Origin of the sequence: Gemella bergeri ATCC 700627 (genome assembly GCF_000469465.1) — a bacterium.
Classification (GTDB): Bacteria; Bacillota; Bacilli; order Staphylococcales; family Gemellaceae; genus Gemella; species Gemella bergeri.
The window spans coordinates 1-18,850 of record NZ_KI271796.1 but is presented as its reverse complement, the minus strand read 5'-3'; the positions used below and the strand labels follow the sequence as shown (position 1 = coordinate 18,850).

Annotated in this window: 13 protein-coding genes; 2 read left to right on the top strand and 11 right to left on the bottom strand. The window is 33.0% G+C overall.

Translation table 11 applies throughout. The annotated features are described in order from the left end of the window. Positions 1-160: 160 nt before the first annotated feature. From nadE to HMPREF1983_RS00480, 9 genes are all read right to left on the bottom strand, one after another. Positions 161-982, bottom strand: a complete 822-nt coding sequence (gene nadE / locus HMPREF1983_RS00520) for an ammonia-dependent NAD(+) synthetase (RefSeq protein WP_021752313.1) — start codon at positions 980-982, stop codon at positions 161-163. Between the two features lie 11 nt (positions 983-993). Then, a complete protein-coding gene (locus HMPREF1983_RS00515) occupies positions 994-2,439 on the bottom strand; it encodes a nicotinate phosphoribosyltransferase (protein ID WP_021752312.1) in 1,446 nt (481 codons plus the stop codon). A 161-nt stretch (positions 2,440-2,600) separates the two neighbouring features. Further along, a complete protein-coding gene (locus tag HMPREF1983_RS00510; protein ID WP_021752311.1) occupies positions 2,601-3,164 on the bottom strand; it encodes an FtsB family cell division protein in 564 nt (187 codons plus the stop codon). Between the two features lie 4 nt (positions 3,165-3,168). Then, a complete protein-coding gene (locus HMPREF1983_RS00505) occupies positions 3,169-3,429 on the bottom strand; it encodes an RNA-binding S4 domain-containing protein (RefSeq protein WP_021752310.1) in 261 nt (86 codons plus the stop codon). Positions 3,430-3,566: 137 nt separating this feature from the next. After that, positions 3,567-4,796, bottom strand: coding sequence for an aminopeptidase (locus HMPREF1983_RS00500; RefSeq protein WP_021752309.1), 1,230 nt, complete (start codon positions 4,794-4,796; stop codon positions 3,567-3,569). 137 nt (positions 4,797-4,933) lie between these two features. Next, positions 4,934-6,721 (bottom strand): aminopeptidase P family N-terminal domain-containing protein, encoded by a 1,788-nt coding sequence (locus HMPREF1983_RS00495; protein ID WP_021752308.1) that lies wholly within the window; start codon positions 6,719-6,721, stop codon positions 4,934-4,936. A 46-nt stretch (positions 6,722-6,767) separates the two neighbouring features. Further along, positions 6,768-7,739 (bottom strand): prolyl aminopeptidase, encoded by a 972-nt coding sequence (pip, locus tag HMPREF1983_RS00490; RefSeq protein WP_021752307.1) that lies wholly within the window; start codon positions 7,737-7,739, stop codon positions 6,768-6,770. A gap of 335 nt (positions 7,740-8,074) precedes the next feature. After that, positions 8,075-9,037, bottom strand: coding sequence for a prolyl aminopeptidase (gene pip / locus HMPREF1983_RS00485; protein ID WP_021752306.1), 963 nt, complete (start codon positions 9,035-9,037; stop codon positions 8,075-8,077). A 457-nt stretch (positions 9,038-9,494) separates the two neighbouring features. Further along, a complete protein-coding gene (locus tag HMPREF1983_RS00480; RefSeq protein WP_021752305.1) occupies positions 9,495-10,883 on the bottom strand; it encodes a peptide MFS transporter in 1,389 nt (462 codons plus the stop codon). A 173-nt stretch (positions 10,884-11,056) separates the two neighbouring features. Between HMPREF1983_RS00480 and HMPREF1983_RS00475 the strand changes: the two genes are divergently transcribed. Beyond that, positions 11,057-12,139, top strand: a complete 1,083-nt coding sequence (locus HMPREF1983_RS00475; protein WP_021752304.1) for a M24 family metallopeptidase — start codon at positions 11,057-11,059, stop codon at positions 12,137-12,139. A 315-nt stretch (positions 12,140-12,454) separates the two neighbouring features. On the opposite strand, the gene HMPREF1983_RS00470 is transcribed toward HMPREF1983_RS00475, so the two are convergent. Continuing rightward, the gene (locus HMPREF1983_RS00470; protein ID WP_040460723.1) at positions 12,455-13,381 is read right to left on the bottom strand and encodes an alpha/beta hydrolase; all 927 of its coding nucleotides are present in this window, start codon (positions 13,379-13,381) and stop codon (positions 12,455-12,457) included. 1,091 nt (positions 13,382-14,472) lie between these two features. Here HMPREF1983_RS00470 and adhE point away from each other — a divergent pair. After that, a complete protein-coding gene (gene adhE, locus HMPREF1983_RS00465; RefSeq protein ID WP_040460722.1) occupies positions 14,473-17,115 on the top strand; it encodes a bifunctional acetaldehyde-CoA/alcohol dehydrogenase in 2,643 nt (880 codons plus the stop codon). A 292-nt stretch (positions 17,116-17,407) separates the two neighbouring features. On the opposite strand, the gene HMPREF1983_RS00460 is transcribed toward adhE, so the two are convergent. Further along, on the bottom strand, positions 17,408-18,550 hold the full coding sequence (locus HMPREF1983_RS00460; protein ID WP_021752301.1) for a BaiN/RdsA family NAD(P)/FAD-dependent oxidoreductase: 1,143 nt from the start codon (positions 18,548-18,550) through the stop codon (positions 17,408-17,410). Positions 18,551-18,850 lie beyond the last annotated feature (300 nt).

Sequence of the window (18,850 nt, the reverse complement as noted above, 5' to 3'; positions counted from 1 at the left end):
TATTGTCAATACTTTTTTATAAAAAAATATATTTTTTCTCGGTAAATTTGACAAATTGAAATATCTAAATGTCAAAATATAATTTAATCGGAATAAAGAAAGGGATTTTAGAAAGAAAAATTATATATTTTCTTTATTTAACCCCCATCTTTTTTAATATCTACATATTATAAAAATCAAAAACGGTAACCGGTAAATTTCTCTTATGTTCTGATTTTAAATAATGTTGTTCTATTTTTTCTCTTATTTTAGCATTGAGAACTTTCCCTTCTAAATAATCATCTATATTATCATAAGTAATACCCAATGCAACTTCATCTTCCAATGCAGGACGATTCTCTTCTAAGTCCGCTGTAGGTTTCTTTAAATAAAGGTGTTCCGGGCAGCCCAATCTTTTTAACAATGCTTTTCCTTGACGTTTATTTAATCTATATAATGGAGCTATATCAACGCCTCCGTCACCATATTTTGTGTAAAATCCCGTTATGGCTTCTGCAGCATGGTCTGTTCCGACAACCAATCCACTATTCATAGTAGCGATAGAATATTGTACTTTCATTCTTTCTCGTGCTTTTTCATTTCCTTTAGCAAAGTCAGTAATTTCTACTCCCGCCAGTTTTAGCGATTCAACGCTTGCATCGACTGCATTTTTTATGTTTACAGTATATACCTTATCCGGTTTTATAAAATCCAAAGCATCTCTACAATCTTCTTCATCAAATTGTTCTCCATAAGGTAATCTAACAGCAATAAACTTATAATCTACATTTGTTTCCTTACGCAATTCCTCCACAGCAAGTTGGCATAATTTCCCACACAAAGTAGAGTCCTGTCCTCCGGAGATTCCTAGTACTAAACTTTTTAAAAAACTATTTTTCTTTAAATAATCTTTCAAAAAATTTACAGTTAACCTTATTTCTTCATCAACATTTATTTCAGATTTGCATCTTAATTTTTTTATTACTTCTTCTTGAAAAGTCATAAATTCACCTGTTAGTTTTCTTTATTTGTTATTTTTCTCAATATATTATTTCTATTTTCCCAACATTTCGGGCTAAGGTCTACCGGATAAAATTCAGGATTTAACAACCTTTGGTACTCGTTCCATAGCAATTTTTTATTTTCTTTAAAATAGTCGGCACTTCCCCAGACTGTCGGTACTTCATATACTTGTAATCCATTTTTAAAAACATCTACGTGTAGGTCTCTTGCTTCAAAATTTTTCACTTCTTTTGCTAAATAAGTATGAGTCGGGTGGAATAGTTTTATAGTTTTTTCCGAATTAACATCTTCTTTATCCAAAGCAATATAATCCCCCGCTGCCATTTCGGTTGCTTTATTAATTATTCTATAAACTCTTTTTATACCGGGTATTGTTAATTTTCCCGGGTTTTCGGAAATTTTCAATCTATCTATCATATTTCCATTTTCATCTTCTAAACATGAGAGTTTATATACTGCACCAAGTGCTGGATTATTATAGGCGGTTATTAGTTTTGTACCGACTCCCCAAGCATCTATTTTAGCTCCTTGTTGTTTAAGGTGAGTTATAGTATCTTCATCTAAGTCATTTGAAGCCACCACTTTGGCGTTTGGATAACCGGCATCATCCAATATTTTTCTGGCTTCTTGTGATAAATAAGCTATATCTCCCGAATCCAGACGTATCCCTAAAAAGTTTATTTCATCTTTCAGCTCATTTGCCACGGCTATTGCATTAGGTATTCCTGAACGCAGTGTATCATAAGTATCTACTAAAAAGTAGCAATCCTTATGGGCAGCCGCATATTTTTTAAATGCAGTTTTTTCATCTTGATATGCTTGAACAAACGAATGCGCATGCGTTCCGCTACAAGGAATATCAAATAATTTAGCAGCCTTAACATTACTTGTTGAATCAAAACCACCAATTATAGAAGCGCGTGCTCCCCACACCGCAGCTTCAAATTCATGAGCACGTCTTGTTCCAAACTCCATACAAACTTCATTAGGACAAACATGTTTTATCCTAGCGGCTTTTGTAGCGATTAATATTTGGTAATTTATTATATTTAATATTGCAGTTTCCATAAGTTGCGCTTGTATAAGTGGAGCTTCTATTCGAATCAACGGTTCATTTCCAAAAATAATCTCCCCTTCTCTTACAGAACGTATACTGCCTGTGAATTTAAGATTTTTCAAATAATCTAAAAATTCTTTATCATAATACCCTAACTTATCTAAATACTCAATATCAGCTTCTGTAAATTTAAAAGAATTTACATACTCTATTATTTTGGCTAAGCCTGCAAAAACAGCATATCCTCCACCAAACGGAATTTTTCTAAAATAAGCATCAAAATAAGATTTTCTTTCATGAATTCCGTCTTTAAAATACGCATACCCCATATTGATTTGATATAAGTCCGTATGCAGAGCGTCACCTTCATATTTATTCATAATTTCCTCCAAAATTACCTTATTTCTAAAAATTTAGTTACCTATATATTAACACTTTAGCACATATTTAACAAATATTATAATTATTTTCCAACGAAGTAATTATTTTCACACACCACTATAATATTCTTTTAAACTTAAAGAAGACCAAAAATTAATTTTTATTCTTGGTCTTCTTTATTTTTAGTATCTTCTGATTGTTTTTTATTGTTATTTTTGTTTTCTGAGTTAGTTGCATCCTTATTTTTATCGTTAGAATTTTTACCGTCCGTTTTCTCATTATCTTTTTTATTTAATTCAGGAATTTTACTATCATCTATTCGCCCATTTTTATCTTGTGATTTTTTTAAATCACTTTGCATAATCGAATTAATAGTAGTTTGTAAAAATTTTTCTCTTAATGGTAAATTAAAGATAATTTCTCCGCTATAACTAAGACCGTACTCCTGCCTTACCATGTCACTTATAAAATATGGATCTTTTAATTTATCAATAACAATTTCATTAACTTTATTTTCTTTTTCAAGTTTTTCAATAGCTTTATTTTGTTCAGAAAGTTGTGTATTCAATTCTTTTTTTTCACGAGTATATAAAAATGTTTGTATCAAGGTCACAACGAGCATAAGGGTCATAATACTTAATATTAAAAACTTACGGCGTTTTCTATATTTTGCTTTTGCTTTCAGTACATCTTTACGAAATTGTTTTTCTGTACTCTGTTCCATCGTTTTATTCTTCTCTCAATGTTTCTGATAAGATTTTAAACATTTTTGTCGCATCTTCTTTTTTTGTGCTGTCTTTTAACTGCAGCACCTCATAAACAATTTCTTTTTTCGCAAAATATATAGTAATTTTATCCCCGATTTTTAAAGGACTGGACGGTTTAGCCTGCTTACCGTTTATAGAAATATGACCACCTGCTGAAATTTCGTTAGCAACTGTCCTTCTCTTTATTATTCTTGATACTTTTAAAAATTTATCTAAACGCATATTATTACTCCTGAATTTTTTACTTATAATATTATCACATATTTATTTACTTAACGCAAATATTTGTCGCTTATTCTTCATAAAAATTCGCGGTGAAATTACATCATAATAACACCGCAAATAATATTTTATTTTTTCTAAGCCCAATTTCCATCTTTAAAGATAGCTACTTCTTTTCCATCCGCAGTAAATCCTGTGATATTGGTTGTGCTTTCTCCTATCATAAAATCAACGTGTACTAAGCTGTCATTGGCTCCAACTTCTGCCAATTCTTCATCACTCATCTCGCTTCCGCCTTTAACGCAAGTTGGGTATGCCTTACCTAAAGCTATATGACATGCGGCATTTTCATCAAATAATGTTTCTAAAAATAGTATCCCTGTATTTGAAATCGGTGAATCGAACGGTACTAATGCCATTTCGCCAATTTTTACCGAACCTTCATCGGTTTCTAATATATTTTTAAGAGCCTCATAGCCACGTTTAGCACCATAATCAACTACTTTACCTTTTTCAAATTTCAACCAGAAATCATCTATTAGAACACCACCATGATTTAATGGTTTTGCATTGTAAACTATTCCGCTGGTTTCTTCTTTATGTGGCATTGTAAATACTTCTTCTGTCGGAATATTTGCAACAAAACGTCCTGCTTTTTTCGCATAACTTCCCGCACTTTGCCAAATATGCCCCTTAGGTAGCCCCACGTATAAATCTGTTCCTAAGTCATTAGTTATATGTAGCTTAACTAATTCATTCTCATGTAAAAACTTCGCTTTCTCATCTAATACTCTGATGTGTTTTTCCCAGTCTGCTACCGGATCTTCACCTTTTGCACGACAAGCACTAAGTATCTCATCCCATAATTTTAAATATGCTTCTTCATCACTTAATTCCGGAAACAGACGTTTTGCCCAACCGACTGTTGATGCACTGACAACGCACCAAGGACACTCGTCACTCATTATAGCTTTCATATATTCTCTCAATGCTTTTGATCGTCCTAGCATAGATGCTTTCATCTTAGCACTATCTACACCCGCTAACCCGTCCGGATCATCTCCTATAACTGATAGAAAAGCCGTTCCTTCATCCAATAATTCTTGGTAATGGTCAACATAGGATTTACTTATATTACTTAAAGTTTCTTCTGTTTGATATTTTAAATTTAACTTCGTCAACTCTTGATCACGCCATTCGACTTCAACTTTTTTTGCACCTTGCTCATAACATGCTTCCACTATTTTAGCCACAAAAGTTCTGCTTTCTGTACTGGCTCTTATCAAAACAGGTTGATCCTTTTGAACGTTAAGCCCCACCTTAACCATTAATTTAGCATAATTTTCCAATCTTTTATTTAAATCCATAGTATCGCTCCTTATTTTTATTTCCAACTTTAACTATTAAAAGTTCTTATACACTATTATACCAATGATTCAAAAGTTCTACAATAAAATTTAGTTAATAAAAAGGTTTCGAGAGAACTCAAAACCTTTTTGCTTTATTAAACTTCTCTTGTAGCTTCTTTTAACCAAGCAAGTTCATCACCCTCAAAATGTGGTGCTAAAACTTCAAACACTTTTTTGTGGTATTTGTTAAGTTCATATTTATCTTCGCTTGTTAACATTGAAACATCAACAGCTTCCAAATCCCAAGGAACGAATGTCATTACTTCAAATTCCATAAATTGACCATATTCGTTTTTAACGCTGTTACGAATAATTAACTCGTTTTCTAAACGAATACCGTGAGAGCCTGAAATATATAATCCCGGTTCATTTGTCATAGTCATACCATGTTTGAACGGCTCACTTGAACGCTGCCAATGGATACCTTGAGGCCCTTCATGAATATTACCTAGGTAACCTACACCGTGCCCTGTTCCGTGATTGAAGTTTTCATAATCATACCACAACGGAGCGCGTGCAAATAAATCGACATTGGCACCTGAAATACCTTCCATAAATTTAAGTCTTGACAGGCGAAGGTGACATTGTAATACACGAGTATAATCATGTTTTAATCTATCACTTATTTCTCCCATTGCCGTAGTTCTTGTTATATCTGTAGATCCTTCATCATAGTGAGCACCGGTGTCTGTTAAGAAGAATGTTCCGGCACGTAGTGGAATAGATGTTTCTTTTGTAGAAGAATAGTGAACTATAGCACCATTTTCCGCATGTCCACAAATCGGCGCAAAACTTGGGCAAATAAATCCTCCTTGTGCTTTTCTAAATTCGACAAGTTTATCAGAAGCAGAAAGTTCGTCTTCTTGCTCACTGGTTCCATTTTTAACCAGTTGTTTTAACCAATAAATAAATTTAGTATGAGCGATACCGTCTTTAACATGTGCTTGAACGGTATGTTTCAATTCTGTTTCATTCTTAATAGCTTTCATCAGCACTGTAGGATTACGTTTTTCTACTAGTGTTGTTTCTTTAGGAATATTATTAAATACGGCATAGTTTAAACGAGCAGGGTCGACTAAAACAACATCATTTTTTCCAAATTTTTTAACATCTTCATAGACGTTATTGTATGGTTTAATGTTAACATTATCTTCTTTCAGATGACCTTTAATTTCATCAGAAAGTTTTCTTTCATCAACGTATAAGTCAACTTTATCTTCATATACCACTGCATAACTTAATAATAACGGGAAGAAATCAACATCCATCCCTCGGATATTTAACAACCATCCAATATCATCAAGAGTAGTAATTACATGAATGTTCGCCCCCGCTTCTTTCATTTCACGACGAACTCTTTCGAACTTGCTGGCAACTGTTTCTCCGGCGCGCTCTAAGTTCAAGTAAAATGCAGGTGCCTCTGATAAAGGTGGTCTATCAGTCCAAATTTCATCTACTAAATCTATTTCGTATTTAACTGTAGCATTTTTTTGTTTTAATTTAGTCGCTATTTCTTTCCCTTCTCCAAACGTTACAACACGTCCATCGAATCCTACAACACCATTTTCCGGTGTGTTTTCTATAATAAATTCTACAATTTTAGGTACTCCCGGTTCTCCCATTTTTTGTAATTCAATTACAGTACCTTCTAATTGTTTAGCACCTTGCAAGAAATATCTCCCATCAGTCCATAATCCAGCAAAATCTTTAGTTACGATTAAAGTACCTGCTGAACCTGTAAAACCACTCACAAATGCACGTGCTTTAAAATGCTCTCCTACATATTCACTGTTGTGAAAGTCCGCTGTAGGAACCATATACACATCAACACCATTTTTCTCCATCAACGCTCTAAGTTGAGCTACCTTTTCATTTACTGTCATTTTTCATACTCCTTTTTTCTATATTTTTCATAATTATAAATTTTAATTATCTTAATTTTAATGTTTCTTTAAAATTATCAGTCGCACGCACCAGCGCATCCACAATCGCCGGCTCTGACGATGCATGCCCTGAAATAACAAACTCCAACTCGCAATTATTCAATCGTTTACTTAACTCATAAGCATTAATCGGACGACAATCCACATCATAACGCCCATGCACAATAAATGTCGGAATATCTTTAATCGCTTCTACGTTATTTAATAGCCAGTTATCGTCCCCATTCCAAAACATATTATTCATCCAGAAATGACACTCAATAGTTGCCACCGATATAGCAAAGTTAATTTCCCCCGCACTCTCTTCAACATTTGGTATCGGGTATAATGTCATTACACTACCTTCCCAAATGCTCCATTCACGTGCAGCTTCTTCACGGATTTTTCTATCAGTACTTGTCAAACGTTTATAGTATGCACCTATTATATCATCACGTTCTTCAATCGGAATAATTGATGTATAACGTTCAAAGGCTTCCGGAAAAATCTCGCTTACGCCTCCTTTTTCATAAAGCCACTCAATATCTTCTCGACGACCTAAGAAAATCCCTCTTAACACTAGCCCAAGCACTTTTTCAGGGTGTTTAATAGCATAACATAATGCTAATGTTGTCCCCCAACTACCTCCAAAGACAAGCCATTTATCAATATTCAATGCTTTACGAACTTTTTCCATATCATCGATAATATGCCACGTATCATTATTCTCCAAACATGCACGTGGTGTTGATTTCCCACTTCCACGCTGGTCTAAGAGAATAATTCTATACGCTGTAGGATCGAAAAACCGTCTTCCTGTCGGCGTCGTGCCTCCGCCCGGTCCGCCATGCAAAAAGATTACCGGTATTCCCTTGGGATTACCGCTTTCTTCATAATATATCGTATGCGTATCATCCACCTTGAGCATTTTTGAAAAATTCTCTTTAATTTCTGGATATAACGTCCTTAGCTCCCCCATAATTAGAACTTCCCCCAATCTTTATATTTTTTTTACAATATTATTTTATCACAAAATAAAGCGTTTTTCATTATTGATTTTAATGAAATTTTATTATTTAGTTTTGTTAGTATAAATATATTTGTTTTATACCTTATTTATCACTATAATAAATCAATCATTCAGCACTTGTTTTCACACTTTCTTGGCGTTTTATACAACAAAAACCGATAAAAAATATTTTTAATTTAATTTTTTATAGCGATGATAATGCTTAGATTTAAGGGAATATTTTAGATTTAAGGGAATATTATAATAAGGATATTACTGATATTATTTACATTTCCTTGTAGCTACTATTTTAGAACTTCTCTAAATTTATCAGTAGCTCTTATCAGTGAATCAACAATAGCCGGTTCTCCTGATGAATGCCCTGATATTACTATATCTAAATTACAATTATTTAATTTTTTACTTAACTCATAAGCACCAACAACACGACAATCCATATCATAACGACCATGAGCAATCCATGTTGGAATATCTTTAATTACATCAACATTATTTAAAATCCAATTATCATCTTCCCAGAACATATTGTTCATCCAAAAATGACACTCAATAGTCGCCATTGAAATAGCATAATTTATCTCACCAAAACTTTGTTCCAAATTCGGATCCGGATACAATGTTACCAAATTACCTTCCCACATACTCCATTCTTTCGCAGCTACTTCACGTGTTTTTTTATCATCGCTTGTTAAACGTTTGTAATATGCACGAATCATGTCATGACGTTCTTCTTGCGGAATAATGCTTTCATAACGTTCAAATACTTCCGGATGAACGTTGCTAGCACCACCTTTTTCGTAAATCCACACTATATCTTCACGACGTCCCAAGAAAATACCACGAAGCACTAAACCTGTTACACACTCCGGATGTTTAATCGCATAACATAATGCCAGTGTAGAGCCCCAACTTCCTCCAAAAACCAACCACTTATCTATATTCAATTCTTTTCTAATTTTTTCAATATCTTCGATGATATGCCACGTATCGTTATCTTTTAAACAAGCATGCGGTGTTGATTTCCCACTTCCACGTTGGTCAAATAGTATAATTCGATAAAACTCCGTATCAAAATATCGTCTACATGTAGGCGATGTCCCACAACCGGGTCCTCCGTGGAAAAATACTACCGGTACTCCGTTCGGATTACCGCTTTCTTCATAATAAATTGTATGGGTATCATCTACTTTTAAAAATTTTGAGAAATTCTCTTTTATTTCAGGATAAAATACTCTAAGTTCAGCCATAATATAACCTCCTATGTTAATAATTTATATACACTATAATTTTAACATAAAACATAGTATTTTTCATTACTAATTTGGAATAAATTTTTTTATTTTAATTTTTATAAAAAATATATTTATTTTTTACATATAATATACACTATAACAAAATTTATTATGAACAGCATTGAATTATTGAGAATAAATTATTTTAAAATTTTACTTTACTAAAACATCAGCCGTATTTTTAGAAACAAATATATTTGTTAATTATTTTAAACAACAAAAAAAGGGCGACCCTAAAAATCGTGATTTCGTTAAAAATCGATTTTACAGAGTCGCTCTGCACGGTTCACCAGATTTGAGAAAGTTCTTCAAAGTAAACTCCCAAATTAATAAACCGGTACGTCCAACCGCTAATAAGCAAATTCTGTTAGAATTTTTAGCTTTTAGTCAGTTTCTATTAAATTATTATTAATTAATCTTCCATTAAAGTTTCGCCTTCACGTAATTCAACTAGGTTAGCTAATTTTCTTTCGAAAGTAAATACTAATCCTGCTACTACTAAACAAACAGCACCTATTCCTAAAGATAGGGTTACAACCGGAACATCAGCTACAAATTTGTATAATACACCATACCCTTTAGCTGCTCCAAATGTTGCTACAATCCAAACTGCCATCATTATTGATAAGATGCTCTTAGGTGAATATTTAGAAACAAATGATGCTCCTAGTGGAGAGAAGAACATTTCAGCAATACTTAGTACTACGAAGAATAAGATAACCCATAGTATGCTTGCTTTTTGGCTTTCAGGAGCCCCTACTCCACGAGTAAATTCTGTTAATGCTAAAATACCAAAAGTCACACCTAGCAATAATAAAGCAATTGATGCTTTTTTATATAAGCTCCAGTCTCCTTGTGGGCGTTTAGAAAGTTTGTACCATAACGCACCCAAAATAGGTCCCAGAATAATACAACATAATCCATTAACAGAATCCAACCATGAAGTAGGAACTGTGAAACTTCCTAATTTAGTATCAACAAATTTAGGCATATAATCATAAAGAATTACATAAGTTAAGTACCAGAAAGTCCAAAAGATAACTGATAGCAATGAAATAATAACAATTGAATATACACGACGAACTTCGTATTTTTGTAACGGTCTTTTCTCTTTAGGTTTTTCTTCGTGTTTAACTTCACCTTCAGCAAACGGACGTCTCCCTACTTCGCCAAGAGATTTATATCCTAAAACAAACCAAACTGCACCTATCAAGCAAAGTAATCCTGCTATTTTAAAACATTGTAAGTATCCGTTAGCTCCTGCTGTAGCTAATTTCACATACAATATCCCTACAAACGTAGTCCCTACAAACGACCCGATATTAATAAATGAATACATTGTTGAAAACGCATCGTCTTTACGAGCTTGATCACCCTCAAAAATACGACCTACTAACGCTTGAATATTTCCTTTAAAGAAACCTGTACCGATTGATACCAAGACAATCATAACCCACATTGCTGAGTATGTTCCGACATAACCTGCATATCCATATCCAAGAGCCATTAATAGTAATCCTACCGGAATCAAATATCTCGCTCCCAAAAACCTATCGGCGATAAAACCGAACAATACAGGCGCTAAATAAGTAAAGGCAACAATATTGGATTGCATTGCCGCACCTTCAACTTTACCTAACCCTAAACCACTTTCTCCCATTCCTCCAGATATTACGGCTACGGTTACATATGTAAATAATAGCCAACGTGATGAATAGTAAGCGGCACGTTCAAACGAGAACGTAATAGAGCTCATATAAAAACTCCACGGTTTTCCTTTTTTAACCGCAACTTCAGACATAAAAAAACCCCTTCTTTCTTAAATATTTATATTACATATTATAACACAGCAGTATAAAAACTACAACTGTTTGTGTAAATGTTATCATTATTTATTTTATAGGTATTGTATTTGTATTTTAGTAGTGCTATAATAAAAATAAAGTTCAGAATATTTTAAAGGAGTTGTATAATATGAAACTTTCAAGAACTAATAAGATTCTATCTAAAATGAAAGAACAAGGCATTTCACAAGCACTTGTTAGCGATCCTTATTCTATTTTTTATCTAACAGGATTTTTAGAAAATCCGGGGGAAAGATTTTTTGCTGTTTTATTAGATGAAAATGGGGATCACAAATTATTTTTAAATATCTTATTCCCGCTGGATAAAGATCTAGGCTTAGATATAGTAAGCATTTCAGATACCGATGATATTATCAGTATCGTTGCCGATCATATAAAAGCCGGTACTAAATTAGGAATAGATAAAATTTTCCCTGCTCGTTTCTTGTTACCACTAATGGATAAACTTCCGGATAATAAATTTGTTGATGTATCTCTTCTTGTTGATACTACCCGTATGCTTAAAGATGAAGAAGAAAAAGAATTAATGCGAATTTCTTCTGAATTAAATGATAGAGCTTGCCAATTTGTTATTGACAACATTACCGAAACTACTTCTGAAAAAGACATGGTTAAAAAACTACTTGCTTATTATGAAGAAATCGGTGTTGAAGGAACATCATTCCCTCCTATTATAGCTTATGGTGATAATGGAGCTAATCCGCACGGTTTACCTGGTGACAGACTTCCAAAACCAGGGGAATCTATTATTGTTGATATTGGCGGAATTAAAGATAAATACTGCTCAGATATGACTCGTACTGTGTTCTTTAAACAACCGACACCGGAAGATAAAGAAGTATTTGAAATTGTTCTTGAAGCAGTAAAACGTGGTACAGAATTGGTTAAACCCGGTGTTAGATTATGCGACATTGATGCCGCTTGTCGTGACTATATTACTGAAAAAGGTTATGGGGAATACTTCACTCACCGTACCGGCCACCAAATCGGTCTTGAAGACCACGAATACGGTGATGTATCAAGTACAAACGAAATGGTTTGTGAACCGGGTATGATTTTCTCTATCGAACCTGGTATCTATCTACCCGGACGTATGGGAGTTCGTATCGAAGACTTAGTTCTTGTTACCGAAGACGGTGTTGAAGTCTTAAATAAATTAAACAAAGAATTTGTAGTTATTGGAGAAGATTAATTTTCAACTTTATCATCTTTCGAAAATACTTTTTATAACTACAATACTTTTGGGGCGGTATTTTTATCGCCCTTTCTTCATAAGATTAAGTTATAAAATAAAACAGAACAGTTAAGATAAAAAAAGGGGGTGACTCAAAAGATGATTTCTGCCAAAATCATGATTTTTAAGTCACCCTTCACAGTTTCATAGGTTTGGAAACAATTCTTTAAAACATGTTCTCAAACCAATATACCTTTTCACCTAATCATTAACTAAATAAATTCTATAAAAAACTTACCTTTCAGATCGGTCTCTTTTATAATTATCAAGCGATTATTTAAAATACTTATTTAAAAATTTCTCTATTATACTCCAATACTCTTCACGATATTTACGTTCTGCTTGGACATGTTTTGCTCCGGCGAAACTGTGAAATTCTTTTTCAGAACTGATTAAGTTATACGCTTCTTTCCCATGCTCAATCGGTACAAAACCGTCTTCTTCACCATGTAAAATCAATGCAGGCAATTTTGTATTCTTTAAAGCTGTTGTTGCATCGACATCTCCAAAAAAATATCCCGCTCTAATTTTTGTCACCGTATTAGCTGCCGGTATAACAGGAAAACTCGGAAGATTAAACAATTTTTTCAACTGATATGTAAATTCCTGTTTTAAATTTACATACCCGCTATCTTCGATAAACGCTTTAATATTCGTCGGCAAATTTTTCCCAATAGCATTCATTGCCGTTGCAGCCCCCATGCTAATCCCAAATAACACGGTATCGGCATTATTATTTTCTGCTGATATTTTTTTCACCCAGTTTACTAAATCATCTGAATCATAACCACCCATAGAGATAAAATCTCCGGTACTTTTCCCGTGTGCTATTAAATCAGGAGCAAAAACATTGTACCCTTTATCGTAAAATTGTTTAATATAATTTACCATTTTTTTAGCTTCACTAGTATAGCCATGAACGACAAAAATCCATTTAGTTGCTTTCGGATTGATAAACTTATAACCCACCAACTTATTTTTTGTAACGGAATCCATTGTTACCTCTTGTTTATTACTTTCAAACCACTGGTTCAATACAGCTTTATCTTCTTTATTGCCATCATTATCCTGACTTACTATTGCACTCTTATCTACCTTCGGATTCAATGCAAAATTATAAAAATAATTACCTGTAAACCCAAAACCCGTAACCATAACAATAAGCACCCCAATCAATAATTTTTTAACCTGTTTTTTCATTGTTACGTTCCTTTCTTCATAATAAAACATATTGTTGATTATACTATGTTATCAAAGGAAAGTAAATAAAAAAAATCACTAATATAGACTTCGAATATCTCTAATTAACTTAATAATTCAACTTCTACTCGTTCTATAACTTCAAACCCACGCTTCAAAAATACTGAAGATTTTTATTATTTTGCTGTCAGATCTTATTAAATATTCAACACTCATTCCATTAAAGTTTATTTTTTGTATCTCTAAATTTAATTATAACTTATTTAGAGTATTTTTCAATATTAGGATAAATAAAAAATTTATTAAATATTTTCTTTCATATCTACGCTTACAAATGTACTAATTATATTTTTTAAACTTTATTTTTCATCTTTTAACCATAATAATTTTCTATTTGATAATTAATTCCTATACACTAACACTTTAGAACTATTATTAATAACTTAGTATTCGATCTCTTAATTTCCGATGAATTTTTATTACAACAATCAAAAAATTATCGGTAATGTACTATATCTTTTATAAAATATAATATTTCGAAAATGTAAATGATAACCATTATCATTGTAAGGTAATAAATGTGTAATTTTTATACATTTATTTATAAAAATATAATTGAATGCCCTATTATTTTATAACTGTTATATAGTATCTATAATTAGCATGGATTTACTTTTACTACTACATTGTTCTTATCACTTATAGTTATATCAACTGTACTTTTACATAAACATATCCATATTTTTCAAAACATATCGTGATTATTTATATATATAATTTAGTTTATTTTACAAGCATTTTCTAAACCTTTGTAAGTGTTTGCTTCTGTGTTGCGTATGTGATACACTTAAATTGCAAGGATAAATATGTTGACATTCCATGCAATTGTTTCAAACGATTCCTAAGTAACTTGAGCACCTTAGATGTAAACGATATAATTTTGTTATATCTACTTCAATTTCAATTATTACACTATATTGAAATTCTGTACTAAAATACACAGTTATTCAAAATCATCTAAGATTATGAAGTTACGTGATTGCACAGTTAGTATTATTGGTATTATTGATAATATACAGGAGGTAATTATTATGGTAAAAGAAAAAGAAACTGTTGTAAATCCAGAAGAAGAAGTTGATGTTCTTGTCAAGAAAGCACTGGTTGCACTTGACGAATTCATAAAAATAGAAGATCAGGAAAAAATTGACTCAATTGTTCAAGCCGCCGCCGTTGCCGCTTTAGAAGAGCATGGTCCTCTTGCTATTGCAGCAGTTGAAGAAACAGGTCGCGGTAATGTAGAAGATAAAGCTATTAAAAATTTATATGCTTCTGAATATATTACGAATAATCTTCGTGGGCTAAAAACTGTCGGTGTTATTGATAGAGATGAATCGGACGGTCTTGTTGCGATTGCTGAACCGGTCGGTGTTATTTGCGGTATAGTACCTACCACCAACCCTACCTCTACCACTGTTTTCAAATCTCTTATCTGTTTGAAAACTCGTAACCCTATAATCTTTAGTTTCCACCCTGCAGCAAACGAATGCTCTAAAAAAGCTGCACGAATCGTTTATGAAGCTGCCGTTAAAGCCGGAGCCCCTAAAGATTGTATCCAATTTATCGAAAAACCTACACTAGATGGTACAAACGCTTTAATGAAACATCCTGGCGTTTCTACTATTCTTGCTACCGGTGGTGGCGGAATGGTTAAAGCCGCTTACTCTTGCGGAAAACCTGCTCTTGGTGTTGGTCCGGGTAACGTACCTGCTTATGTTCACAAAGATGCTAAATTAAAACAAGCTGTTAACGATATAGTTTTAGGAAAAGCTTTTGACAACGGTATGATTTGCGCCAGTGAACAAGCTGCTATTGTAGATAAAGAAGTTTATGATGAGTTTATTAAACTTATAAAATCACATCGTGTTTACTTTGTTAATAAAGAAGAAAAAGCTAAATTAGAAAAATTATTATTCGGAGTTGAAGCATACTCTGAAAATGTTAATACTGCTAAATTAAACTCTGTAATCGTTGGTAAGTATGCTGAAGATATTGCTAAAATGGCAGGCTTTGAAGTTCCGAAAGGAACCGTTATACTGGCTGCTGAATGTGAGGAAGTTGGGGTAAATGAACCTCTTACACGCGAAAAACTTTCACCGGTACTAGCTATTCTTAAATCAACCAGCACAGAAGACGGTATTGAAAAATCTCGTCAAATGGTTGAATTTAACGGTTTAGGACACAGCGCCGCTGTCCACACACAAGATGCAGATGTTGCTGAAAAATTCGGTAAGGTAGTTAGAGCTTGTCGTATTATTTGGAATTCTCCTGCTTCATTCGGTGGTATCGGAGATGTGTACAACGCATTTATTCCATCACTTACACTAGGTTGCGGTAGCTTCGGCGGTAACTCTGTTTCTGGAAATATCGGTGCGGTAAATCTTCTTAACATCAAGTTAGTTGGACGCAGAAATAACAATCTTCAATGGTATAAAATCCCACCAAAAGTTTACTTTGAACCCAATGCCATCAGATATCTAAGTGAAATGGAGGGTTTAGAAAAGGTGATGATCGTAACTGACGAATCTATGGTTAAACTTGGATTTGCGGCTCGTATCATCGACCAACTTAACAGACGTAAAAACAAAGTTCAATATGAAATATTCGCAGGTGTTGAGCCTAACCCTGATATTACAACTGTACGTCGCGGTTTAGAAATTATGAACTCATTTAAACCTAACGCTATCATTTCTCTTGGTGGTGGTTCTGCTATTGACGCCGGTAAAATTATGTGGTTGTTCTACGAAAGACCTGACGCAGACTTTAAAGAACTTGTTCAAAAATTCATGGATATCAGAAAACGTACTGTAAAATTCCCACATTTAGGAAATAAAGCGAAATTTATCGCTGTTGCTACTACATCAGGTACAGGTAGTGAGGTTACTCCTTTTGCCGTTATTTCAGATAAAGAACATGGCAAAAAATATCCATTAGCTGATTATGCACTTACACCTCATGTAGCGATCGTAGACCCTAATTTAGTTATGACAGTACCTGCCAGACCTACAGCATCTACGGGTATGGATGTTCTTACTCACGCAACAGAAGCCTATACTTCTATACTTGCTAATGATTATACCGACGGTATCGCCCTTCAAGCAATTAAAATTGTTTTTGAAAACTTGGAAAAATCTGTTAGAGAATTTGATAAAGATGCACGTGAAAAAATGCACAACGCTTCTTGCTTAGCCGGTATGGCATTCGCTAATGCGTTCTTGGGTATCTGCCACTCTATGGCACACAAAATCGGTGGTAAGTTCGGTACTATTCACGGTGAAACAAATGCTACTTTACTTCCATACATTATCCGCTACAATGGTACCCGTCCAGGTAAAGTGTCTATTTGGCCAAAATATGAACATTACAAAGCTGCGGAAAGATTCCAAGACATTGCTCGTATGCTAGGTCTTAAAGCCGATACTCCTGAAGAAGCTGTTGAATCTTATGCACAAGCAGTATTCGAATTAGGTAAACGTGTGGGTACTCCTATGAGCTTTAAAGATCACGGTGTAGATTACGAAGCGTTTAAAGCCGAACTTCGCACCTTAGCACTCGATGCTTATGAAGACCAATGTACTCCAGCCAACCCAAGACTTGCTTTACTTAAGGACTTAGAGGGAATTATGGAAGCTGCATGGTTCGGATATGATAAGAAAAAATATGAGGAAAATAAATAGTTAACTATTATTTTATAGGAAAATAGATAAGTTTATAGCTATAAATTAATTCTCTTAAAATCCCGACTTACTAAACACAGTAAATCGGGATTTTATATATGATTTTATGCTAAATATAAGGAAAATTAAGAAGAAAGAGAGTAAGATTAAATGATAAACTAAATACAGCTCTGTGTCAAATACGGGGCATGCGAAAAATACAACACTTTAATACCAAGGATAAATAATACAACTACTATGGAAGAGTTACCTCAATAAATCTTATATATTTTTTATTAGATATTGTAATGTATTATTTATTAAACTTCTCCTTTATAGAATCAGCTACCGTCATACCTGTTAACCATGCTACCATAAGATTATAACCACCTATTTCACCATGCAAATCCAAAATTTCGCCGGCAAAATATAAATTGTCTATCCTTTTATGGCTACAACTTTTCGGGTTAACTTCTTTTAAATCAACACCTCCTGCTGTTGTAAAAGCATATTCTAAAGGCATAGTTTTTACACCGATTAATTCATAACGTTTGATTTTAGATATAAACTTTCTCAATTCTTTTTTGCTGATATTTTCCGGAAAATACCGAAGCATAAAATTATAAAAACTTTTTGTAAGTTTTTTACTTAAAAACTTATTATCACTCCATAATTTATTAAATAACTGTTCTTCATTTAACTCCGGATAAAAATCTAAATAAAACTTATCTTCCGGGAATCTCGCCACAAACTCTCCCATAGAAATTGCTAAAGGTCCGCTTAATCCCTTATGAGTAAAGAGCAAATCTCCTATTCTTTCATTTTTCTTATGGAACATTCTGACATTTTGTAGGGCTACTCCTGATAATTCTATAAAATCATCAAATATCAATGCCACTTCACTAGGATAAATTTTTGTTTGTTTTATACCATATTTTTTTAATATTTTATGAAGCGTACCGTCGCTACCACTTTTCGGATAACTTTTTCCGCCCGTACAAACAACAATATTTTTTCCGTAATAAGAGTTCGTCTGAGTTTTCACCCCAATGAGTTTTTCATTATTAAAAATTAAATCTTCTACTTTTTCTTTGTAATTAACCTTAATATGATCTATCTTAAAACAATTAACGACATCTATCGCTTTCTCGCTGGCAGGGTACATTCTTCTATTTTCTAATTTTAGCGGTAAATTGTGTTTATCGAAAAATTTTTTAATATTATATTTATGGTAAGAACTTCTTAAAAATCTACCATTATGAACTGCATTTATAAAATCTTCAGCATTATCGTTCGACATAACATTACATCTACCATTACCTGTCAAAAGAAGTTTTATTCCCGCTCGCTTATTTCTCTCAAGAACTAAAACATTAAGCCCATTATTATTTAACCTATCAGCTATCATAAGCCCTGCACTTCCAAGTCCAATAATTATTACATCATATTGTTTCATTCAGTATCCTTTCTTAAACCGGTCATTTTAATATTAACTTTAATTCATTAGGTATTATATCACATTCAACTAGTGTTTTCCTGAAATTTAATATCTAAATTATAGTTTATTTTCCGCTATGCTGTATCATAACATTAAAAATTATAAAATACAGTAATTCCAATAATTAGCGAGTATTCTAAAAAATATCTACTAGTGAAATTGATATGAATTATCAATTATAATTTTCTTTTTTAGTTTAGCTAACAAGAATTTTTATTAATATAATTATACCTATTTAATTTTTATAATCTGTTATAT